This is a genomic window from Hymenobacter jeollabukensis, assembly GCF_005771675.1.
In the GTDB taxonomy this organism is placed as follows: domain Bacteria; phylum Bacteroidota; class Bacteroidia; order Cytophagales; family Hymenobacteraceae; genus Solirubrum; species Solirubrum jeollabukense.
Window position 1 is genome coordinate 204,082 of record NZ_VAJM01000013.1, and the last position, 20,498, is coordinate 224,579.

Annotated in this window: 19 protein-coding genes; 9 read left to right on the forward strand and 10 right to left on the reverse strand. The window is 65.0% G+C overall.

Annotated features, from left to right (window positions below; all coding sequences use genetic code 11):
- Nucleotides 1-160 precede the first annotated feature (160 nt).
- The 3 genes from FDY95_RS20890 (at nucleotide 161) to FDY95_RS20900 (ending at nucleotide 2,088) form a co-directional block, all read left to right on the forward strand.
- Entirely contained in the window at nucleotides 161-676 is a 516-nt protein-coding gene (locus FDY95_RS20890) for a CinA family protein (protein ID WP_138080618.1), read from the forward strand.
- Between the two features lie 62 nt (nucleotides 677-738).
- Complete coding sequence (locus tag FDY95_RS20895; RefSeq protein ID WP_138080620.1) at nucleotides 739-1,320, forward strand: hypothetical protein; 582 nt, start codon at nucleotides 739-741, stop codon at nucleotides 1,318-1,320.
- Between the two features lie 84 nt (nucleotides 1,321-1,404).
- Nucleotides 1,405-2,088 carry a hypothetical protein gene (locus tag FDY95_RS20900; protein WP_138080622.1) on the forward strand — a complete coding sequence of 228 codons (684 nt, stop codon included), beginning with the start codon at nucleotides 1,405-1,407 and terminating at the stop codon, nucleotides 2,086-2,088.
- Nucleotides 2,089-2,137: 49 nt separating this feature from the next.
- Here the strand turns inward: FDY95_RS20900 and FDY95_RS20905 are convergent, their stop codons facing one another.
- Nucleotides 2,138-3,175, reverse strand: a complete 1,038-nt coding sequence (locus FDY95_RS20905) for a hypothetical protein (protein WP_138080624.1) — start codon at nucleotides 3,173-3,175, stop codon at nucleotides 2,138-2,140.
- A 299-nt stretch (nucleotides 3,176-3,474) separates the two neighbouring features.
- On the opposite strand from FDY95_RS20905, the gene FDY95_RS20910 reads away from it, so the two are divergent.
- Together FDY95_RS20910 and FDY95_RS20915 are read left to right on the forward strand one after the other, a co-directional pair.
- Entirely contained in the window at nucleotides 3,475-4,641 is a 1,167-nt protein-coding gene (locus FDY95_RS20910; RefSeq protein WP_138080626.1) for a zinc dependent phospholipase C family protein, read from the forward strand.
- A 96-nt stretch (nucleotides 4,642-4,737) separates the two neighbouring features.
- Nucleotides 4,738-5,490 (forward strand): peptidylprolyl isomerase, encoded by a 753-nt coding sequence (locus FDY95_RS20915; RefSeq protein ID WP_138080628.1) that lies wholly within the window; start codon nucleotides 4,738-4,740, stop codon nucleotides 5,488-5,490.
- A 224-nt stretch (nucleotides 5,491-5,714) separates the two neighbouring features.
- On the opposite strand, the gene FDY95_RS20920 is transcribed toward FDY95_RS20915, so the two are convergent.
- Complete coding sequence (locus FDY95_RS20920) at nucleotides 5,715-6,164, reverse strand: hypothetical protein (protein ID WP_138080630.1); 450 nt, start codon at nucleotides 6,162-6,164, stop codon at nucleotides 5,715-5,717.
- A 143-nt stretch (nucleotides 6,165-6,307) separates the two neighbouring features.
- Entirely contained in the window at nucleotides 6,308-8,434 is a 2,127-nt protein-coding gene (locus tag FDY95_RS20925; protein ID WP_138080632.1) for a M13 family metallopeptidase, read from the reverse strand.
- Between the two features lie 153 nt (nucleotides 8,435-8,587).
- On the opposite strand from FDY95_RS20925, the gene FDY95_RS20930 reads away from it, so the two are divergent.
- Nucleotides 8,588-8,944: an MGMT family protein gene (locus FDY95_RS20930; RefSeq protein ID WP_138080634.1), complete on the forward strand. Its 357-nt coding sequence runs from the start codon at nucleotides 8,588-8,590 to the stop codon at nucleotides 8,942-8,944.
- A gap of 6 nt (nucleotides 8,945-8,950) precedes the next feature.
- On the opposite strand, the gene FDY95_RS20935 is transcribed toward FDY95_RS20930, so the two are convergent.
- The 7 genes from FDY95_RS20935 to xseA form a co-directional block, all read right to left on the reverse strand.
- Nucleotides 8,951-10,324: a hypothetical protein gene (locus tag FDY95_RS20935; RefSeq protein ID WP_138080636.1), complete on the reverse strand. Its 1,374-nt coding sequence runs from the start codon at nucleotides 10,322-10,324 to the stop codon at nucleotides 8,951-8,953.
- A gap of 82 nt (nucleotides 10,325-10,406) precedes the next feature.
- Nucleotides 10,407-10,811 (reverse strand): response regulator, encoded by a 405-nt coding sequence (locus tag FDY95_RS20940; RefSeq protein ID WP_138080638.1) that lies wholly within the window; start codon nucleotides 10,809-10,811, stop codon nucleotides 10,407-10,409.
- The gene (locus tag FDY95_RS20945) at nucleotides 10,808-11,641 is read right to left on the reverse strand and encodes a sensor histidine kinase (protein ID WP_138080640.1); all 834 of its coding nucleotides are present in this window, start codon (nucleotides 11,639-11,641) and stop codon (nucleotides 10,808-10,810) included. Before FDY95_RS20945 ends, FDY95_RS20940 begins: the two co-directional genes overlap by 4 nt.
- Before the next feature lie 304 nt (nucleotides 11,642-11,945).
- Complete coding sequence (locus FDY95_RS20950; RefSeq protein ID WP_138080642.1) at nucleotides 11,946-12,647, reverse strand: hypothetical protein; 702 nt, start codon at nucleotides 12,645-12,647, stop codon at nucleotides 11,946-11,948.
- A gap of 15 nt (nucleotides 12,648-12,662) precedes the next feature.
- Nucleotides 12,663-12,980, reverse strand: coding sequence for a hypothetical protein (locus FDY95_RS20955; RefSeq protein WP_138080644.1), 318 nt, complete (start codon nucleotides 12,978-12,980; stop codon nucleotides 12,663-12,665).
- A gap of 393 nt (nucleotides 12,981-13,373) precedes the next feature.
- Nucleotides 13,374-13,619, reverse strand: coding sequence for an exodeoxyribonuclease VII small subunit (gene xseB / locus FDY95_RS20960; protein WP_138080646.1), 246 nt, complete (start codon nucleotides 13,617-13,619; stop codon nucleotides 13,374-13,376).
- 74 nt (nucleotides 13,620-13,693) lie between these two features.
- Nucleotides 13,694-15,190: an exodeoxyribonuclease VII large subunit gene (gene xseA / locus FDY95_RS20965; RefSeq protein WP_138080648.1), complete on the reverse strand. Its 1,497-nt coding sequence runs from the start codon at nucleotides 15,188-15,190 to the stop codon at nucleotides 13,694-13,696.
- 416 nt (nucleotides 15,191-15,606) lie between these two features.
- Between xseA and FDY95_RS20970 the strand changes: the two genes are divergently transcribed.
- The 3 genes from FDY95_RS20970 to FDY95_RS20980 are packed head-to-tail and all read left to right on the forward strand — an operon-like array spanning nucleotide 15,607 to nucleotide 20,348.
- Nucleotides 15,607-16,782 (forward strand): efflux RND transporter periplasmic adaptor subunit, encoded by a 1,176-nt coding sequence (locus FDY95_RS20970; RefSeq protein ID WP_138080650.1) that lies wholly within the window; start codon nucleotides 15,607-15,609, stop codon nucleotides 16,780-16,782.
- 49 nt (nucleotides 16,783-16,831) lie between these two features.
- Nucleotides 16,832-17,188 (forward strand): four helix bundle protein, encoded by a 357-nt coding sequence (locus FDY95_RS20975; protein WP_138080652.1) that lies wholly within the window; start codon nucleotides 16,832-16,834, stop codon nucleotides 17,186-17,188.
- A gap of 46 nt (nucleotides 17,189-17,234) precedes the next feature.
- Nucleotides 17,235-20,348 carry an efflux RND transporter permease subunit gene (locus FDY95_RS20980; RefSeq protein ID WP_138080654.1) on the forward strand — a complete coding sequence of 1,038 codons (3,114 nt, stop codon included), beginning with the start codon at nucleotides 17,235-17,237 and terminating at the stop codon, nucleotides 20,346-20,348.
- Nucleotides 20,349-20,498 lie beyond the last annotated feature (150 nt).

Here is a 20,498-nt window from a genome sequence, read left to right on the forward strand (position 1 = left end):
AGGGTCCGCGCCTGTCGGCGGCCCCGTTTTCCAATTATTTTCCTCGCCCGGCCCCGACGTCGCCTCTCCCACCCCGCTGCCCCGCCGGGTGGCTGGCGCAACCCCGCGCCCCCTACCCGCCGTATGCCTGCTCGCCGCGCCGTCCTTCTTCCTTACCTACATGAAATCCCCCGACGTCGACGCGCTCGTCCAGAAATTTCTCCAGCACAAGCTCACCCTGGCCCTGGCCGAAAGCTGCACCTGCGGCTGGGTAACGGCCCAGCTTGCCGCCGCCACCGGCGTGAGCGAGGTCCTGCGCGGGTCCGTGGTTACTTACCACGCCGAAGCCAAACAGCGCCTGCTGGGCGTGAAAAAGAAAACCCTCGACGAATACACCGCCGAAAGCCAGCAGATTGCCAACGAAATGGTGGAAGGGTTGCACAAGCACCTGCCCGCCGACGTGTGCGTGGCCATTACCGGGCTGTTCGGCCCCGGCGCCTCCGAAACGCCCGACAAGCCCATCGGCACCGTCTTCGTTACCATCCTGCTGGAAGGCCGCGCCCACGAGTACCGCGAAGTGCTCAAAGGCCCCGTCGACCAGCTGCGCGACCGAGCCGCCGACTTCATCTATACCAAGCTGGGGGAGCTGCTGGAGCGCCGCCAGGCCAGCCCCACCGCCGCCGTGCGCGGCAGCTAATCAGCGGCGGCTCACATCATTAGGGGATTGACGCCGGGGCCGCCGACGCGGTTCTTTACGGCATGAACGCAACCTATCTGCTCGCCGGCGCGCTGGCGCTGGGCCTGCCCGTGCGTGCGGCCGCCGCCGAAACGCCCGGCCCCTACTACCGCACCACGCTGGGCCTGAGTGCCGGCTGGGGTGCCCCCTACGGCTGGGGCCTCGATGTCGGCCATTTTTTCAGCGAGCGGCTGGAGGGTACCGTCGGCGGCGGCCTGGCTGCCAGCGGCGCCAAGGCGGGCGTGGGGGCCCGCTACTTCCTGCTGCCCCAGCGGGCCACCTCGCCCTACTTCGGCCTGAACGCCGTGTACTCCGGCCGCCTGCGCGACCAGAACGCCTCCGTCAGCGGCGACGTACCCTACGACGTGCGCCCCGGCGCGGTGCTGCACCTGCGCAGCGGCCTGCGCTGGCAGAGCGACCGGGTGGGCTTTCTGGGCACCTTGGGCTACGGGCTGCGGCTGAGCGGCTACCCCATTCGCTTCCATGAGCCCGCCGAGGGGCAAGCCGCCCCCCGCCCCGAAACCGTGCGCACGGCCCGCGCCTTCGCGCCCGGCGGGCTGGAAATTTCCTTTGGCCTGAGCATCGGTCTGGGGCCACGGCGCTAAGGCCGCTTGGCCGGCGGCGTGGGACGGGCGGCTTTTTCGCGCACGGGCAGCAACGGTGCGTGCCCCTTTTGCCATCTTCGCAGCATGAAGAAATATTCCGTCGTTGCTATCGGGGCCGCTGCCTTGGCCGTATTCACTGCTTTCGGGGCCGCGGCCCAAACCGAGCTGCACAGCCGCCCCGACCCCTCGGCCCGGCCCGCGCAGCCCGCCTCTCCGCCTACCGCCATGGCGCCCTACCAGGCGCCCGCCCTGCCCGGGCTGTACTCGACCAGTACCCTCGGCATCGAGCTGGGCTGGGGCGCGCCTTACGGCTGGGGCATGCAGTACGCCTATCTGGTGACGCCCAACCTCGACCTGAACGCCGGACTGGGCCTCGGATTGGGCGGCAAAATCGGGGTGGGCGCCCGCTACTACCTGCACCCCGAGCGCCGCGTGACGCCCTACTTCGGCGCGGCACTGGCCCGCACCGGCCGCATCGACAACGTGGACATGAGCCTGATGGTAGGCAGCCGCGAAGAAAAAGCCAACTTCAGCTTCAAGCCCAGCGGGGTGCTGCACCTGCGCGGCGGTCTGCGCTGGCAGCCCGGCACCGTGGGGCTGTTGGGCACCCTCGGCTACGGCGCCCGCCTCACCGGCGACCCGGTGGTGTTCAACGACACGTACAGCTACGGCACTCCGTCGCGGGAAATGGTCAATTTCGTGCGGGCCCTGACCGCCGGCGGCGTGGAGGTATCCATCGGGGTGCTCTTCAACCTGGGCCGGTATTAGCGGGCCGGGGATAAGTGGATGAGTAGATGAAAGCAGAACCTCCATCCGCTCACTGATTGCGGGGGCGGCCCAGTACCAGGCGCAGGTTCAGGCGCACCACGTCGCCCATGGAGTCGCAGCGGTCGAATTCCTGGGTCTGGTGGTGCAGGTTCAGCTCCTTTTTCAGCTGGGCAATCTTGTCGGGCGGCGAGAGTTCCTCCTCACGCATGCAGTCGACCAGGTCCTTGAGGCGGTACCGCTCGGCGCGGGCGCGGCGGGCCATCAGGGCGCGCTCTTCCACCTGGTACTGCCGGATGGTTTCGGGCGAGAGGAGGCGGCGCACCAGGTCCACCACCGGGCGGTTGTCCCGGAAGTACTGGGGCAGGTACATGGCCTTGTGACCCTCGTAGCTCTGCTGGTCGAAGTCGATGGCGCGCACGCGGTACTGCTCGTCCTCGAAGTCGGGCGTCACGTCGATGACGTAGTTGTAGGAGCGCATGTCGCCGAGCAGGCGGGCAAAGCAGCGCTCATTGAACTTGACGAATTCCTTGGCAATGCGCACCTGGTTGAGGTGGGGCCGGTCGAGCCGGGTCTTGATGAAATCGTCGCCGGGAATGCCGGCAATGTGCTCCTCGATGAGCGTGTCGCCGGCCACCAGGAAGTTGATGCTGTTGGGGCTCAGCAGGTGCTCCAGCTCCAGCCCGTACACGCGGGAGGCGTCGGCGCGCTTGACGTAGAAGTAGTCGTAGTTGTCGTTGAACTGGTTGACGATGCGCACCCGGAACGGGTTGGAGTTGCCGAAGCGGCAGTAGTCGACGCGGTCGGCAATGAGGTGCTCGGTGAAGGACAGGTCGCCGTCGGTTTTCAGGCGGGCGTACACTTCGGTGAGGCCCTGGCTGAGCTCCAGCAGGGTGTGCGGCTCGTACTGCACGGTTTCCCAGAGCGTGTCGTGGCCCTGCCGGTCGAGCAGGGGGAAGGAGCCGGTGTGGCGCAGCAGGTCGGCGTACATGACGGGCAGGCGGGTTTCGCGGTCGTACTGGTGCAGGTACTGGCGCAGGCCGGCGCTGATGCGGTAGCTGGGCTTCTTCTTCGAGATGTTGTCGTTCATCGGGCGGGGAGCAGGGAGGTGCTACAAGAACGGCAAACTCCCCTTCTCAGATGAGGAGGGGAGGCAGCGAGTAAACTCGCCGCCGGGGTGGTTGACGGGCGGCCGCGCCGTTTGAGGTGGCCTTGATGCATCCATTTCCAAGCGTGGCACCCCGGCAAAAACAACGTCAGCAAAGCCGGTCAACCACCCCCGCCACCGCTAAAGCGGCGGCATCCCCTCCTCATCTGAGGAGGGGAGTTCGGGCGACGCCGAAAATTCCCGAACTTTAACCGCCTGACTGCACCTTCGGCTTCCTGCCCATGAAAAAAGCTTTACTTCCTCTCGCGCTGGCGCTGCTCGTGCCGGTGATTTCGCCCGGTTGGGGCTTCTTCGGCCACCGCACCATCACGCAGGTGGCCGTGTACGCGCTGCCGAGCGGTATGCAGAACTTCTACTTCCGGCACATGGCCCAACTGGTGAAGCTGAGCACCGCCCCGGATGAGCGCCGCAGCGACGACCCGACGGAGGAATCCAAGCACTTTATCGACATGGACCACTTCGGCGACAACCCCTTCGGGCTGATGCCGAAAGCCTACGACAAGGCCGTGGCCAAGTACACGGCCGATACGCTGAAGAAGTACGGCACCGTGCCCTGGACGGTACTCGACGTGAAGGAGAAGCTCACCGACGCCTTCAAGGAGGGCGACACCACCGCCATCATTGCCCTCTCGGCCGACCTCGACCACTACGTGGCCGACGCCTTCGTGCCGCTGCACACCACCGAAAACTACGACGGGCAGCTCACCAAGCAGCAGGGCATTCACTCGCTCTGGGAATCCAAGCTGCCCGAGCTGTTCATTGCCCAATACAAGCTCGACTCGGAAAAGGCGGACTACCTGAAGGACCCGCAGGCGGCCATCTGGCAGGTGCTGCAGGCTTCCTACGGCTTCCTCGGCGCCACCTTCGACATCGAGGCCGAAATCAACAAGAAGTTCAGCACCGAGAAGAAGTACACCTACTCGCACAAGTACGGCAAGACCCGCCGCTCCTACTCCGACGACTTTGCCAAGGAATACAACAAGAAAGTGGGCGGCATGGTGGCCTACCGCCTGAAAGGGGCGCCCACGATGGTGGCCTCGTTCTGGTACACGGCCTGGAAAGACGCCGGCAGCCCCGACCTCAACAAGCTCATGCATCCGAGCAAGCTCAGCAAGGACGAGAAAGAGCAGCTCGACACCCAGCTGAAGGCCTGGAAGGAAAACCAGCTGGTGGACCAGAGCCTGCTGCTGGCCCTGCAGAAGCCCGAAGCCGCCCCCACCAATCCGGCTGACATCCCTGACGAAAACGCCCCGAAAGCGCCGGCCGCCCCGGCCGCCGACCAGCCAGCCAAGGTGAAAGTGAAGCAGAAGCAGGACGACGGCCCCAAGCAAAAGACCAAGGTGAAGAAGGACGACGCGAAAAAACCCGACGACGCTTTCGGCGACTAAGCGGCCTGGCTGCGGCCCCGCCCCCGAGCCACCGGCAACGCGTATGTTTGTCCCCCGGACCCGCCAGTGGATCCGGGGGATTTTTCTTGCCCGCCTATGCCCCGCTCCTGCCCCACCCTGCTGCTCCCGGCCGCCTGCGGCCTGCTGATGCTGCTGGCCGCCTGCAACCAGCAGCCCCCGCCCGCGCAGGAAAAACCCGCCCCGGCCGCCCCCGTCATTCCCGGCCCCGACCTGGCGGCCATGCGCGACTCCAACGCCGTGCGCCTGCTGACGGCCTACGGCCAGGAGCACCCCGAAACGCAGGTGCTCTTCCACACCTCCATGGGCGACGTGAAAGTGAAGCTCTACGAAGACACCCCGCTGCACCGGGCCAGCTTCCTGCTGCTCACCAACAAGGGCTACTTCGACCAAACCGTGTTTTACCGGGTGGAGAAGGGCTTCGTGGTGCAGGGCGGCAACTCCGACAAGCGCGAAATCAAGCTGGGCAAATACCACATTCCGCCCGAGTTCCGGCCCGGCCACTTTCACCGCCGCGGCGCCCTGGGCATGGCCCGCTACGACGACGAGAAAAACCCCGGCAAGCTCTCCTCCTCCCACGACTTCTACTTTACCGTGGGCCAGAAATACACCCCGCAGCAGGCCCAGAGCATTGCCGGCCGCAAGCTCACGCCCGCCGAGCTGAAAGCCTACGCCACCGAAGGCGGCGCCCCCGCCCTCGACGGGCAGTACACCGTGTTCGGCGAAGTCATCGAAGGCATGGACGTGGTGGAGAAAATCAACCAAGTCCCCGTCGACCCCTACGACTGGCCCGAAAAGGACGTGACCATGAAGGTGGAGGTGATTAGGTAATCAGGCTGTACTGGCTGCGTTACGTGGGATTTTGTCTACAGCCGCGTAGCGGCGCCATATTGGTAGCTCGTGCGGCTGGGAGATAAACCGAGCTGCACCGCAGCGGCACCTTTCCGCGCCGTCTGGGCGTCAGCAATGCCATGCCGCTGCGCTTCGGCTACCGATATGGCGCCGCTGCGCGGCTGGGAACGTACCCGAAACTGCCATCTATTACGTGTCACCCGTTACTTGTTCCCCCTGCGCACCCGCACCAGCCGGGAGTGCAGCGGGTCGGAAGGGGACTCCTGTTGGTACTCGGCCAGCTCGCGGCGGGTGTAGGCGCGGGTAGCTTCGGGCGCGAAGATGTCGGGACGGCTGGCGTCGGCGTCGGGCGCGGCCACGGGCTGGCGGGCCGGGTGCGTGTACACCGTGTCGCCGCCGAGCTTGTAGACCTGGTAGAAGTAGAACTGCTCGGCCGCGCTGCCCTCGGGCACGAAGCGCACCACCAGCACGTCGCCCAGCTGCGGGTTGGCCAGGTATTCGGCCGTTTTATCGGCGGGCGGGGCGGGTACGGCCAGCGTGGTCGATTCGGCTTGGGCCGGCGCAGTGGCGGATTGCTCGGGTTTGGTTTCGGACTGACAGGCCCCCAGGCCCGCCAGCAACAGGGCCGCCGCAGCGGCAACGGATTTACTCATACACGCAAAGAAAAGGACTGGCCTACGGCCCGACGCCGCTTGTACGGCTTCAGCGCCATCGAGAGCAATCAAAAAGGCGGCCCGCATGACGCGGGCCGCCTTTTTTAGTTATTCGGCAATGCTACAATTGAGCAATTAAGCCCCTACCACACCTTGGCGCGGTCGGCCTGGGCGCGCATCATCTTCGCGTCCTCCTTGCAGCCGAAGGCCTCGTAGAACTGCGGCATGTTCATCAGCGGGCCGTTGGTACGGAACTGCGCCGGGCTGTGCGGGTCGGTCATCACCTGTTGACGCAGGTACTCGGGGCGGGCGTTGGTGCGCCACACCTGGGCCCACGAGAGGAAGAAGCGCTGATCGGGCGTCAGGCCGTCGTACTTGGGGTAGTTGCCGTTGGGGTACTGCTTCTTCAGCTCCTTGTGCAGGGCGGTGTAGGCAATGTTCAGCCCGCCGAGGTCGGCCAGGTTTTCGCCCATGGTCAGCTTGCCGTTCACGAACACCGAGTCGACGGGCGAGAAGGCGTCGTACTGCTTGCCCACCACGGCGGCGCGGGCCTCAAACTTCTCCGCGTCTTCTTTGGTCCACCAGTCTTTCAGGTTGCCCTCGGCGTCGTACTGGCGGCCCTGGTCGTCGAAGCCGTGGGTGATTTCGTGGCCGATGACGGCGCCCATGCCGCCGTAGTTCACCGCGTCGTCGGCCTTCGGGTCGAAGAACGGGGGCTGCATGATGCCGGCCGGGAAGACGATTTCGTTCATGGCCGGGTTGTAGTAGGCATTCACCGTGGGCGGCGTCATGCCCCACTCCTTCCGGTCGATGGGCTTCCCAAACTTGCTGGTGTTGTCCTTCGACTGCCACATGCGCGTGGCAATGACGTTCTGCAGGTAGGAGTCGCGCGAGATGGTCAGCGCCGAGTAGTCCTTCCACTGGTCCGGGTAGCCGATTTTCACCGTGAAGGCGTTGAGCTTCCGCATGGCTTCCTTCTTGGTGGCCTCGCTCATCCAGTCGCTCTGCTGGATATGCTCACCCATGGCCTCCTTGATGTTTTGCACCATCGCCATGGCCTTGGCCTTGGTTTCGGGCGTGAAGGCCTTGTCGACGTACAGTTGGCCGAAGGCTTCGCCCAGGGCGCCGTCGGTGGCGCGGTTCATGCGCTTCCAGCGGGGCTGCTGCTTTTTGGCTCCGGTCAGCACCTGCGTTAGCTTAAACGACTCGTCGCCGAAAGCCTGGGGCAGCGCCGAGGTCATCGACGTGACCAGATGCCAGCGCAGGTAGGTTTTGAGGTCGGCCAGGGGCTCCTGCTTGAGCATGGTGTTCAGCTCCTGGAAGAAGGCCGGCTGGCCCACAATCACCTCCTTGGCCGCCTTCAGATCGAGGTGCTCCAGCAGGTGCTTGGGGTTCAGATTCGGGTACTTCTTTTGCAGCTCGGCCACCGTCATCTTGTTGTAGTTGGCGTACGGGTCGCGCAGCTCCACCCGGCTCTTGGAGGCCTTCGCTAGACGCGTTTCCAGGCGCATGATGGTGGCGGCGTTCTTCTTGGCGGTGGCTTCGTTGTCGCCGGCCAGCTTGAAGGTGTTGACCAGGTAGGTCTGGTACGCGGCCCGGATGTTCTTCGAACGCGCGTCGTCCTTCAGGTAGTAGTCGCGGTCGGGCAGCGAGAGGCCGCCCTGGTTGAAGTTGACGGCGTACTGCGTGCTGATTTTGTCGTCCTGGCCCACGTAGGTGTTGAAGAACGCCCCGGTCTGCAGCTGCTGGCTGCGCGCAATCTGAATCTGCAGCCCGTCGAGGTTCTTGATGGCGCCGATGCGGTCCATCTCGGGCTTCAGCGGCGCAATGCCGGCCTTCTCGATGGCCATGGTATCCATGGCCGTGGCGTAGTAGTCGCCTACTTTCTGGGCATTGGTGCCCTTGGCGGCCGATTTGTTGGCCGCGGCCTCCTGCAGAATCTGCCGCATCACGGCGTTGTTCTTGTCGGCCAGCTCGTTGAACGAGCCCCAGCGGACCTCAGCGGCCGGAATGGGGTTGTTCTTGTACCAGTTGCCCGAGGCGTACTGGTTGAAGTCCTGGCAAGGCGAGGCCGCCTTGTCGATGTTGCTCACATTCAAGCCCGTGCCCTGCGGAAAGGTTTCGGCAACTGGGGCCGGCGTAGCGCTGGCGGTAGGCTGCGAAGCGGGGGCGGTGCTGGCCGTGGTGGTCTTGGAGCTGGAGGCGCAGCCTCCCAGCGCCAGGGCGCCCCAGGCCGTAGCGACCAGCGCCGCGCGGTTGCGGTTTTTCATAAAATGGTGCAAAAAAGCGGTGATGATGGTGGGAATCGGGCCGGTAAGGTAGCACAGCGCCGCCTTTTTACCGGCTTGGCGGCTGGTTTTCCCAACAGCGGCCCGTCCCGGCCAGTTCAGCCGTCCGGGCGCCCGCCCTATCTTCGCTCTCCCATGAAGCAGCCCAACGAGCAGAACCGCAATTTCTTCCACGACGTGTACGAGGTGGTGCGCCTGATTCCGCCCGGCCGCGTGAGCACCTACGGCGCCATTGCCGGCTACCTGGGCAGCCGGCAGGGCGCCCGCACCGTGGGCTGGGCCATGCAGGCCGCCCACGCCCTCCGCGGCCCGGAGTACGTACCCTGCCACCGCGTCATCAACCGCCTCGGCCTGCTTACCGGCAAGCAGTTTTTCGGCTCGCCCACGGCCATGCAGGACGCACTCGAAGCCGAAGGCGTGCGCGTGGTCGACGACCAGGTGCAGGACTTCCCGCGCCTGTTCTGGGACCCGAGCGTGGAGCTGCAACCCTGAGCCGGCTTATTTCGGGCGGCCGGCCTGCTTGCGCTGGGCCTGTTGCTGGCGCAGCACGCCGCGGCGCAGGTCGAACAGGGCTTCCCGGGCGGGCATTTCCACCAACGCCCCGGGCATCCATTTCAGGTACACCGTTTGGCCAGCATAGGGGTACACCGAAGCGCAGGCCTCGGGCTGCCCGGCCGTCCGGATGCACAGCTGCGCGGGGCCACGCTGTTCCTTCCAGGTTAGGGTCGTCTGCACGGAATCGGCGCTGAGCGAGCCGTAGGGCTGGCCGTTCACCTCCACCGTGGCGGCGGCCGGCGTGCGCCAGTACAGCACTAGGCGTGCGGGCTGGCCGGGCACGGCGGGCCGGTAGTGCGCCGGCGGATCGGCCAGGGCCGCTACGGGTTCGGCCTCCACGGCCCCGGTGAGCAGGTTCAGCCAGTGCTGCTGCCGGTAGCCGCTCGTGTTGTTGGCGGCAATCAGCCCGCCGACCAGCCCGTACGTTAAGGCGGCGGAATTCACGGCATTGGCATCGGGGGTACTCGGCGCCTCAAACTGATAGCCCTCGGTCGTGCGTTCCAGCTGGTAGAAATGGCGGCGGTGCAGAATGTAGGTGTGCTTTCCATCGCAGTAGCCCCAAGCGTCGCGCACGGGGGTGCGCTGGCCGTCAGCCGCCACGTAATACACGTCGATATCGTCGGAGCCAGCCCAGCCGGCTTTCGTGCTGGGGGTTCGGGCCAGGGCCGTCAGGTGCCGGGCGTCGGGCTGGTTGTAGCGGAATGCCTGGAAACTGCGGTAGATGCCGGGCGCTGGAGCCGCCGCCTGCTCGATGGGAAACGGCAGCAACGCCAGCAGCGGCGTCACCGGCGTTGCTACTTCTGCGGCCGTGAGCACCGCGTACCCCGTCAGCCCCCGGGCGGCGGCCGAATCCAACTGCGCGAGGCACTGCTGCAGCGTAGCCGCAATGTTGACCGGGTGCCGGGCCGTCACTTCTACGCCGCGGTACTCGGCCCGGGCAGCGGCCCGCAGCACCAGCTCGTAGCGCTGCTCGGGCAATACCCGCAGAAAGTCCACGACCAGCTCCGCCGTACCGGTTTCGGTGCTGTTGGTGGTCAGCTCGCTCACGCGCAGCCGGTGCACGCGCATGGCGTACGGCGTGGTCCCGGCGCCGACGCCCGTGGCCAGCACGTCCATCAGGGCCTGCGGCAGCGGGTCGCGCAGCACGGCCGGCGTGCGTTTGTTGTCGAGGCCCTTTTGCACCCAGCCAATACCGGCCCGGTCGGCGCGGGCATCAATTACCTGCTGCACCCGCCCGCAGCGCAACGGGGCCGTCAGCCGCTGCTCGGCCAGCGAAATGTATTTGACCTGCGCCAGGGCCGCCGTTGGCAGCGCCATCAGGGTCCATATCAGTACGTATACCCGTTGAGTCATCCCCAACATCGTTAATCACCAATAATTTATCGATTAGCGTAGCTGCTTACACCGCGGCCGTCACCTTGCGGCCCACAGCGGCATAAATCAGCCGGCGCATTTCCTCGGGGCTGGCGTTTTTGAGCAGGTAGCCGAAGGCACCTTCGCTTTTCAGGCTTTCAATCAGCTCGGGCTCATCATGCATGGAAATGATGATGACGCGCACCTGCGGGTACTGCACGCGCAGCAGGCGGGTGGTCTGCAGCCCGTCGAGCACGGGCATCTGCAGGTCCATCAAAATCACGTCGGGGCGCACGGGCACCGAGTCGAGCCGTTCGAGCAGGTCCTGCCCGTCGCCGGCTTCGAAGAGTACTTCCATCTCGTCAAACCCCGTCAGCAGGGCGCGCAGGCCCTTGCGAAACAGGATGTGGTCGTCGGCAATGGCTAGCCGGATCGTGGGAGTTGGACTCATGAGGTAAGCGAAACGGTAAGCGGCGCGGCAGCCGCCGGGGTGGTGTGGATAGTAGGAAGATAGGCGGCCGGGAAGGATATCCAAACCCGGGTGCCGGCCCCGGGGGCCGACTCGTGGCGGAGCACGCCGCGGAGCACGGCCACGCGGCTGCGCAGGTTGGTCAGGCCCAGCCCGGTGCGGGTATCGGGCGTGGCCATGGCTTCGATGGCGGCGTGGTTGTAGCCCACCCCGTCGTCGGCGTATTCGATGGCGAGGCGGTGGTCACCGTACTCCAGGCGCACGGTGATTTGGCGGGCCTGGGCGTGCTTGAGGCCGTTACCGAGCAGCTCCTGCACCACGCGGTACACGGCCAGCTCGTGATGCGGGGGCAGGCGGCGCGGCTCGCCCAGCTGCTGAATCAGCACGCGGGGGCCACCCTCGGGCACGGCCCGGCCCAGGGCTTCCACGGCAAACGCCAGCCCGAACTTCTGGAGCACGGCCGGCAGCAGGTTGCGCGAGATGCGGCGCACCTCGGAAATGGCCTGGTCGAGCATGGCCGTCATTTCCACCGTGGTGGCCGATTCGGGCAGGCCGCTCAGGTGCAGCTTCACGATGGAGAGCATGGTGCCCACCGCGTCGTGCAGGTCGCCGGCAATGCGGCGGCGCTCCTCCTCCTGGGCCAGCAGGGCGGCTTCCAGGGCCTGGGCCTGGGCGTATTCCCGTTCGCGGCGCAGCTCTTCCTGCTGCTGCAGCAGCCGGCGCTGGTAGCGCAGCACAAAGCCCACGATGCCCAGCGCCAGTATCAGCAGTACCGGCGTGACGAGCATCAGGGACATAAGCAGGGAGTTCATTCAGTAAACCACATCAGGACCTGAACCGGGCTGCGCGGGGCGCCGCTGCTCAGAAGCAGAAGAAATCGAATGCAAAGCCCTGTGAGGCAGAAGCACTGGTCGGGAAGGTATAAATGTAACCGATGTTGACGGCATTTCCCAATGGGCAAGTTACAAGGGGCTCGTCATAAGTCAAGTTATCCTAAATCATATTCTATTTGCGCAAGGATTCTCTACCGGGGCCAGCACCGGCGACAGAAGCCGTACTGCGCGCTGCGGCCCCAGAACTTGGTCGACCGCCTACCCCAGCCGCTGGTTTCCGCAGTTAGGCCGGGGTGGTCTCGTAGGCGGGGCTGGTTCGCGGGTGAATTTCGCGCCAGAGGCCGAGCGTCATCAGCCCCAGGGCCACGATGTAGGTGATGTCGATAATGACGCTCATGATGAGGCTGGCCACCGCACTCGAATTGTCGTCGATCAGCAAGTAGCTCATGACCGAGCCCGCGTAATAGATGGCCAAGCCCACGCTGACCAAGAACATGAGGTTGTGCCAGGGATTGTCGAGGCGCATGTCGCGCACCCACTGCTCGAAATACAGCAGCACCAGGCTCAGCATGATCATCACCTGCACCGCCCGCGTCACCACGTTCAAGTGGTCGAGGCCCGCAATCCAGCAGGCATCGGCTATGGCCAGCAACGTGAAAGCCAGCGCAACGGGCAACATGGCCCGCCGCACTGGTTTCAGGTCGTAGGAATGGTAATAGGCCCAGCCCAACAGCCAGGTTTCGACCAGCACACTCAGGTGGTAGAGGTAAATGTTGTTGTGGAGCACTTTGCGGCTCCATTGGTCAACAACGGCTTCGACTGCCCAAAAACCGAAGTAGCCCACGATGATTTTGGCGGGCAAGGACAGGCTGCGCCAGCGCCACAGCCCGATGAGCAGGGGAATCCAGACGCCAAACCCACTTACAAGGATAAGAACGGTTCTGGTTGTCTGTAACCAGGCGGTGTTGGGCAGCGGGGCATCCATACCCCAAAGGTACGCTTACGCCCCGACTGCTGCCAGCGGGCTTTCGGCGCAACATTCACTCGGGCAGGGAAACCCTTTGTTGCCCACTTTGTCCTGGATGTCATTGCCGTTGCTGTTGGCCGCCACCGTGACCAGGGTCATTTGGTTTTCGCCATTGAGCGCGAAGTAAAAGCGCAGGCCCATGGCATCTGGCTGGTTGAGCAATTCATTAAGCATGGTTTTGCCAAAGAAGATGCACAAGTTGCTGTTGGGCTGCGCCGCGCGAAAGTTAGCCGTCATTTGGGCGCCTTCGTCCATCAGGATCAGGCTGCCCTCGTTGCCGTCGAATACCATAGAGTTGTTGTTTGGACAGGTGAAGTTTGTGAAAGGTCGATGCCTGGTTCAGGCGGCCAAATATATGTAGACACCTACTTTAGTAAGCTAATAATTTTCCGGATTCTTCTTAGCAAAATCCAGTCGTACTGCTATTCCTCAGGTCATCAGCGGTCCGGGCTGACTTCGGATACCCGTCAGGCTTACAGTGTGGATTCCGGAGAATGATAAGCGCGGGACGGCTCGCGCCAAAGATTGCGCCGACCGTGCCCGTCGGCTACGGTAGTACGCAGCAATTGCGCGTTGGAGCAAGCACTACCCAGCTTGCCGCTATTTGGCCAGAGCAGTTGCCGCTCGTCGGCCCGAAGCGCCGCATCATAAGCTAATACAGCTGCCCCGCCATCGAAGCGTAGGTTACGCATCGGAAGCAGTACCTTCTTCTGCGTCTTCCTCGTCCAGCGCGTCGAAGACGCGGTCCAGGGTGGCTTCGGCGGTGCGCAGGCGCTGCTTGCAGAAACGGATCAGCTCGGCGGCGCGCTCGGCGCTGCTCGTCAGGTCGTCTACGTCCACGGATTCGGTTTCGAGGCGGCGCAGCAGCACTTCCAGCTCGGCAATGGCGTCGCGGTAGGTGCGGTCGGCGGCGGGTTGTTGGTCAGGCATGTCAGGTAGTAGTCGGAATGGAGTAGTCGGTAGGCTGACGCGGCCGGGCCAGGCGCCGGGCCGCGGGCCGGCCCCTAGAACGGCAGGCGCGGGGCGGCGGGATTGATGACCTGCACCGGCAGCGGGCCGGCGGGCAGCTGCAGCACCAGCACGGTGCCGGCGGGCGTAGCGGGCGTGAGCGGCTGCAGGCTGTCGGCGTGCAGGTAGCCGCGCTGGGCCAGCGGCACCGGGTCGAGGGCGGCGTGGCGGGTGGTGGCGGCCGAAAGGGCCAGGGCGTGACGGGCGGTGGCGCGCACGGCGGCCAGTTCCAGCTCGTAGCGCTGGCGCAGCAGGGCTTCGCGGCGGCGCTGGTGCTGGCGGCGGCAACGGCGCAGCAGCTCGCGGCCGAGGTGGCGCAGGTAGCGGCGCTGGCCTTCCACGGCGCGGCGGGCGGCGCGCTGCAGCTGGTGGCGCTGGGCCGTGAGCTGGCGGGTTTCGCGCAGCAGGGCTTCGCGGGGGGCTTCGGTGGCGCGGCGCAGGCGCTGGCGCAGGGCATTTTGCTCAGAAGCGAGGCGGCCCTGGCTGGCCTGCACCAGCTGCCGGCCCAGGCGCTCCAGCCCGGCGCCGTATTGGGCCAGCTGCTGCAGCATCAGCTCGTGAATGCGCACGCCGTAGCCGTCGAAGGCCGCGTCGAGCCGGGCCAGGCGCTCGACCAGGAAGATGGCTACGGCGGTGGGCGTCTTGAGGGCCGTGTGGGCGGTGAGGTCGACCACGGCCTCGTCACGGTCGTGGCCGATGCCGGTGAGGACGGGCAGCGGGAAGGCCCCGACGGCGGCGGCCAAGCCGAAGTCGTCGAAGCACAGCAGATCGGTGCGGGAGCCGCCGCCGCGGATGATGATAACCGCGTCGAAATCGGCGCGCTGGCGGCGAATCAGGTCCAGCGCGGCCAGAATGCTGGCGGGCGCGTCCTGGCCCTGCATCTGGGCCGGAAACAGGGCCACTTCGAAGGCGTAGGGCGCTTCCTCCAGCTGCCGCACGAAGTCCTGCCAGCCCGCCGCCGTAGCCGACGAAACGACGGCCAGCCGCTGCGGGGCCAGCGGCAGCGCGAGGCGCTTGTTGCGCTCCAGCAGGTCGCGCTCCTGCAGCTTGGCAATGGTTTCGAGGCGCTGCCGGGCCAAGTCGCCCACGGTGTAGGAGGCGTCGAGGGCAATGACGTCGAAGCTGAGGCCGTACTGCTCGTGGAAGCGCACCTGGCAGCGGGCCAGCACGCGCAAGCCGGCCTGCAACGACTGCCCGGTCTGCTCCTCGAAGTGCGGGCCGAGTAGCTCGTAGCGACTGCGCCAGATGGTGGCCCGCACCTGGGTGCGCAGCTCGGTGCCGCCGGGGCCCGGGGCGGGGTCGGTCAGGGAGAGGTAGCAGTGGCCGGCACCGAAGCGCGGCAGCGTTATTTCGGCAATTTCGGCCGTCACCCAGTAGGCGTCGTCGAAGGCCAGGTGCAGCACATCGCGCACGCGGCGCAGCAGCTCGGCCAGGGGCACGGGGGCCAGCGGGAGCAACGGGGCGGCGGTACGGCGGGGACTACGGGGAGGCATGCAACCGGCAAGGTACGCAACCCCGGCGGCAAGACGCAACGCCGCGCCCCGAACGCAGGCAACAACCCAACCGGCCCGGCACCGGCAATTTCCGTCGGCACTGATTGCCGCCGCCGGCCGGCCAGCCTGCCGGGCCCGCGCCTCTGCCCCAACCCGCTGACCGCAAGCCGCCTGATCTTCGTGCGCCTGATATCAGCCGGCGCGGCGGGCAACGCCGTATACTCCCGGCGCCCGGCCGGACGGCCAGCTTCCTCGGGGCAGCCTGCAACGCGCAGGCTTTTTCGGGGTCTAGTGGACTTGTCCGTGAACTGGCCGGAAGTTTGCGCGCCGCCGGGCAAACTTTCCGAGGCCGCGCCGCTGTTGTAGCGGGTCTGGCCGGCACTAAGCCCGGCTGTTTTGTTTTTTATCCTCTCGTCATGCCCCAAACCGAGCCGCTAACCGACTCCCCGAACGTTCACCACGAAACCGAGCCCGACGAGCCCCGCTCCGGCGGCGGCGCCTGGCGCTGGTGGTTGCTGGCCGCGGTGGTGGTGGCGGCGCTGGCCTTCGTGAAGATCAAGTATTTCCCCTCCCAATCGGCTGAAGGCGGCAAGGGCGGCGGGGGCAAAGGCGCCGCTGGTGGCGGGGCGGGTGCCAAAGGCGGCAAAGGCGGCGGCGGACCGGTGCCCGTGCAGGTGTACGTGGTGCAGCCCACCAAGCTGACCGACGCGGTGGCCGCTACCGGCTCGGTGCTGGCCGACGAGCAGGTGACCGTGCGCAGCGAAATCAACGGGCGCATCACCAGCCTGAACTTTAAGGAGGGCCAGCCGGTGAGCAAGGGTCAGCTGCTGCTGACCATCAACGCCGACGAAATTCAGGCCCAGCTGCAGAAGCTGCGCTACAACATCAAGCTCTACTCCGACCAGGAAAAGCGCCAGCGCACCCTGCTTGAAAAGGAGTACATCAGCGCCCAGGAGTACGAGCAGTCGAACAACGCCCTGCTCACCGCCCAGGCCGATTTGCGCCTGTTGCAGGCCCAACTGGCCAAGGCCTACGTGCGGGCGCCCTTCAGCGGGGTAGTGGGACTGCGCACCCTCTCGGTGGGGGCCTACGTCTCGCCGAATACGCCCGTCACTACCGTGTCGCGGGTGTCGCCGGTGAAGGTGGACTTTGCCGTGCCGGGCCGCTACGCCTCGGCCGTGAAGGTGGGCGACCAGGTGCAGGTGCTCGATGAAGCTTCGAATAAGAAGTACAACGCCAAGGTCTACGCCATCAACCCGCAGATCGACCCGACTTCGCGCACCCTCTCGGTGCGGGCCATCTACCCCAACGGCAAGCTGGAGCTGCGTCCCGGCGCCTTCGTGCGGGTGAACCTGCAGATCGGGCAGGTGGAGGAGGCCATCCAGATTCCGACCGAGTCGGTGTCGCCGGAAGCCTCGGGCTACATCGTGTATAAGGTGAAGGGCGGCAAGGCCGAGCGGCAGCCGGTGAAAATTGGTATCCGCTCGGAAAGCGTGATTCAGATTACCGACGGCCTGGCCCAGGGCGACACGATTCTGCGCACCGGCATCCTGCAGGTGAAGCCCGGCGACAGGGTTCGAATTAATAATTAAGAATTAGTAATTAATAATTGATACTTGTGCTGCTATCGGCTTTTAAACTATGAAGCAGGAAAATATTATTCTTGAAAAGAGCTACTTGTTTTCGGTACGCATCATTCGCTTGTATCAGCACTTGATGCGGGAACGGTGTCCGCCACGGTTGGCGGACCAGATTGTGGGCAGTGGAACGGCCATTGGGTCGAATATTGAAGAAGCCGTGGGTGGACAGTCCCGGCGTGATTTTGTTTCGAAATGCAGCATATCATACAAGGAAGCACGCGAAACCCATTATTGGCTCCGCCTGCTTCGCGACACGAACTACCTCACCGCCAAGCAGGCCGATTCGCTGCTGCAGGATTGCGAAGAGTTGTTGAAAGTATTGACGGCAATCATCCGCTCCTCCAAAGAGAGCCAGTAGCACCAAAGCCCCAATTATTAATTACTAATTCTTAATTATTAATTACATGAGTATATCCTCCACCAGTATCGACCGGCCCGTATTGGCCATCGTGATGAGCGTGGTCATCGTGCTCTTCGGCGTGATTGGCTACCGCTACCTCTCGGTGCGCGAGTACCCCAGCGTCGACCCGCCCATCATCACCGTGCAGGGCTCGTACACCGGCGCCTCGGCCGACGTGATTCAGTCGCAGGTGACCGAGCCGCTGGAAGAAGGCATCAACGGCATTGCCGGCATCAAGAACCTGACCTCGACCTCGCGCGACGGCCGGGCCAGCATCACCGTCGAGTTTGACCTGGAGGCCGACCTGGAAACGGCCGCCAACGACGTGCGCGACAAGGTATCGAGCGCCCAGGGCCGCCTGCCGCGCGACATGGACCCGCCCACCGTCACCAAGGCCAACGCCGACTCGCAGCCCATCATGATGGTGTACCTCAGCTCCGATCGGCGCAGCCTGCTGGAGCTGACCGACTACGCCGTGAACGTGCTCAAGGAGCGCATTCAGACGATTCCGGGCGTGTCGGAGGTGCGCATCTTCGGCGAGCGGCGCTACTCCATGCGCCTCTGGCTCGACCCGGTGAAGCTCACCGCCCTGCGCGTGTCGCCGACGGAGGTGCAGCAGGCCCTGACCCGCGAAAACGTGGAGCTGCCCTCCGGCTCGGTGCAGGGCAGCAGCACCCAGCTCACCTTGCGCACCATGGGCCGCCTCACCACCGAGGCCGACTTCAACAACCTCATCCTGCGCCGCGACTCCACTTCGCTGATTCGCCTCTCCGACATAGGCTACGCCGAGCTCTACCCCGAAAACGACCAGACGCTGTTTCGCGTCAACGGCATTCCGCAGGTGGGCGTGGCGGTGATTCCGCAGCCGGGCTCCAACCAGATTGACATTGCCGACGCCTTCAACAAGCGCGTCAAGCAATTGAGCACCGACCTGCCCAAGGATCTGAAAATCACCCCGGGCTTCGACAACTCGCAGTTCGTGCGCAAGTCCTTGAACGAGGTGAAGCACACCATCTTCGAGGCCTTCGTGCTCGTGGTGGTCATCATCTTCCTCTTCCTGCGCGACTGGCGCAGCACCATCATCCCGATGGTGGCCATTCCGGTGTCGCTGGTGGGTATTTTCTTCGTGATGTACCTGCTCGACTTCTCGGTGAACGTGCTCACCACCCTGGCCATCGTGCTGGCCATCGGCCTGGTGGTCGACGACGCCATCGTGGTGCTCGAAAACATCTATTCGCGCATCGAGGCCGGCGAGGAGCCCATGGAAGCGGCCCACAAGGGCTCGAATGAAATCTTCTTCGCCATCGTTTCCACCACGGTGGTGCTGGCAGCGGTGTTTCTGCCGGTGGTGTTCCTGTCGGGCATCACGGGCCGTTTGTTCCGCGAGTTTGGCATCGTGGTGGCCGGCTCGGTGCTGATTTCAGCCTTCGTGTCGTTGACCTTGACGCCGATGATGTCGTCCAGGCTGCTGCGGCGCACCGAGACGCACAACTGGTTTTACCGCAAGACCGAGCCCTTCTTCGAGGCGCTGACCAACGGCTACAAGCACAGCCTGGAGGCCTTTCTGCGCCGCCGCATCTGGGCCTGGCTGATGGTGGCGGCTACTGTGGGCGGCATTTTCTTCTTCGTGAAGGCCATTCCCTCGGAGCTGGCCCCGATTGAGGACCGCTCGCGCGTGAACATCAGCGCCACGGCCCCGGAAGGCTCCTCGTTTGAGTTCATGGACAAGTACATGCAGCAGATGCAGCAGGCCGCCATGGACTCGACCGGCGCGGCCATGAGCAGCGTGTTTGCCGTGACCTCGCCCGGCTCCGGCTCGGGCGCCAACTCCGGCATTGCCCGCGTGCTCCTCACCGACCCGGACCAGCGCAACGTCACCCAGCAGCAGCTGGCCGACAAGCTCAGCGGCATGGTGAAGAAGTTTTCGGCCGCCCGCGCCTCGGTGTCGCAGGACCAGAGCATCGGCGGCGGGGGCGGTGGTGGCGGTGGCGGCGGCGGGCTGCCGGTGCAGTTCGTGGTGCAAAACCAGGACTTCGAGAAGCTGCGCACCATCGTGCCCAAGTTTCTGGCCGCCGCGCAGGCCGACCCGACCTTCCAGTTCGCCGACGTGAATCTGAAGTTCAACAAGCCCGAGCTGCGCATCATCATCGACCGCGACAAGGCGCAGACGCTGGGCGTATCGGTGCAGGATATTTCGCAGACGCTGCAGGCCGGCCTCTCGGGGCAGCGCTACGGCTACTTCCTGCGGGAGGGCAAGCAGTACCAGATCATCGGGCAGGTGGCCCGCGAGGACCGCAACCAGCCGCTGGACGTGCGCCTGCTCTCGGTGAAAAACAACCGCGGCGAGCAGGTGCAGCTCGATAACGTGGTGCGCCTGGTGGAAAGCAGCACGCCCCCGCAGCTCTACCGCTTCAACCGCTACAACGCCGCTACCTTCTCGGCCTCCCTGGCCAAGGGCAAGACGGTGGGCGACGGTATTGCCGCCATGCAGGCCATTGCCGACAAGCTGCTCGACGACACCTACAGCACCGAGCTGGCCGGCACCTCCCGCGACTTCCAGGAAAGCTCCTCCTCGCTGGTCTTCGCCTTCGGCTTGGCGCTGCTGCTGATTTACCTTACCCTGGCGGCCCAGTTCGAGAGCTTCAAGGACCCGGCCATCATCATGGTGACGGTGCCGCTGGCCCTGGCCGGGGCCCTGCTGAGTTTGTGGTACTTCAACCAGACCCTGAACATCTTCTCGCAGATTGGCATCATCATGCTCATCGGTCTGGTGACCAAAAACGGTATCCTCATCGTGGAGTTTGCCAACCAGCGGGCCGAGCAGGGTGTGCACTACCTGGAGGCGCTGGTGGAAGCCGCCGCCACCCGCTTCCGCCCCATCCTGATGACCTCGCTCTGCGCCATCCTGGGCATCATGCCCATTGCCATTGCCACCGGCGCCGGCGCCCTGAGCCGCCGCGCCATGGGCATCGGCGTGGTGGGCGGCCTGGTGTTTGCCACCGGCCTCACGCTCTACATCGTGCCGGTAATGTACTCGTACTTCGCCACGGCCAAGAAAAAGCACGGCAAGGCCAAGCCGGAACCCACCGAGGACACCAGCAAGCACGCCGTGGCGTAGGGCCTCCCCCCCGGCCCCCTCTCCAGAATAGAGGGGGTGCGTTCTGAAATCGTTAAATTTTATTTTGCTTCTGCCACAGAGGCTTTCACCTGACAGGACCCGACGCCCCGCCCCTAGCCAATCGTCAGGCTCCCCCTCTCCCCCTGGAGA

Bases quoted from the DNA above. Each gene is read 5' to 3' on its own strand.
- FDY95_RS20890 (WP_138080618.1), top strand. From the start codon at position 161: ATGAAATCCCCCGACGTCGACGCGCTCGTCCAGAAATTTCTCCAGCAC.
- FDY95_RS20895 (WP_138080620.1), top strand. From the start codon at position 739: ATGAACGCAACCTATCTGCTCGCCGGCGCGCTGGCGCTGGGCCTGCCC.
- FDY95_RS20900 (WP_138080622.1), top strand. From the start codon at position 1,405: ATGAAGAAATATTCCGTCGTTGCTATCGGGGCCGCTGCCTTGGCCGTA.
- FDY95_RS20905 (WP_138080624.1), bottom strand. From the start codon at position 3,175: ATGAACGACAACATCTCGAAGAAGAAGCCCAGCTACCGCATCAGCGCC.
- FDY95_RS20910 (WP_138080626.1), top strand. From the start codon at position 3,475: ATGAAAAAAGCTTTACTTCCTCTCGCGCTGGCGCTGCTCGTGCCGGTG.
- FDY95_RS20915 (WP_138080628.1), top strand. From the start codon at position 4,738: ATGCCCCGCTCCTGCCCCACCCTGCTGCTCCCGGCCGCCTGCGGCCTG.
- FDY95_RS20920 (WP_138080630.1), bottom strand. From the start codon at position 6,164: ATGAGTAAATCCGTTGCCGCTGCGGCGGCCCTGTTGCTGGCGGGCCTG.
- FDY95_RS20925 (WP_138080632.1), bottom strand. From the start codon at position 8,434: ATGAAAAACCGCAACCGCGCGGCGCTGGTCGCTACGGCCTGGGGCGCC.
- FDY95_RS20930 (WP_138080634.1), top strand. From the start codon at position 8,588: ATGAAGCAGCCCAACGAGCAGAACCGCAATTTCTTCCACGACGTGTAC.
- FDY95_RS20935 (WP_138080636.1), bottom strand. From the start codon at position 10,324: ATGGCGCTGCCAACGGCGGCCCTGGCGCAGGTCAAATACATTTCGCTG.
- FDY95_RS20940 (WP_138080638.1), bottom strand. From the start codon at position 10,811: ATGAGTCCAACTCCCACGATCCGGCTAGCCATTGCCGACGACCACATC.
- FDY95_RS20945 (WP_138080640.1), bottom strand. From the start codon at position 11,641: ATGAACTCCCTGCTTATGTCCCTGATGCTCGTCACGCCGGTACTGCTG.
- FDY95_RS20950 (WP_138080642.1), bottom strand. From the start codon at position 12,647: ATGGATGCCCCGCTGCCCAACACCGCCTGGTTACAGACAACCAGAACC.
- FDY95_RS20955 (WP_138080644.1), bottom strand. From the start codon at position 12,980: ATGGTATTCGACGGCAACGAGGGCAGCCTGATCCTGATGGACGAAGGC.
- xseB (WP_138080646.1), bottom strand. From the start codon at position 13,619: ATGCCTGACCAACAACCCGCCGCCGACCGCACCTACCGCGACGCCATT.
- xseA (WP_138080648.1), bottom strand. From the start codon at position 15,190: ATGCCTCCCCGTAGTCCCCGCCGTACCGCCGCCCCGTTGCTCCCGCTG.
- FDY95_RS20970 (WP_138080650.1), top strand. From the start codon at position 15,607: ATGCCCCAAACCGAGCCGCTAACCGACTCCCCGAACGTTCACCACGAA.
- FDY95_RS20975 (WP_138080652.1), top strand. From the start codon at position 16,832: ATGAAGCAGGAAAATATTATTCTTGAAAAGAGCTACTTGTTTTCGGTA.
- FDY95_RS20980 (WP_138080654.1), top strand. From the start codon at position 17,235: ATGAGTATATCCTCCACCAGTATCGACCGGCCCGTATTGGCCATCGTG.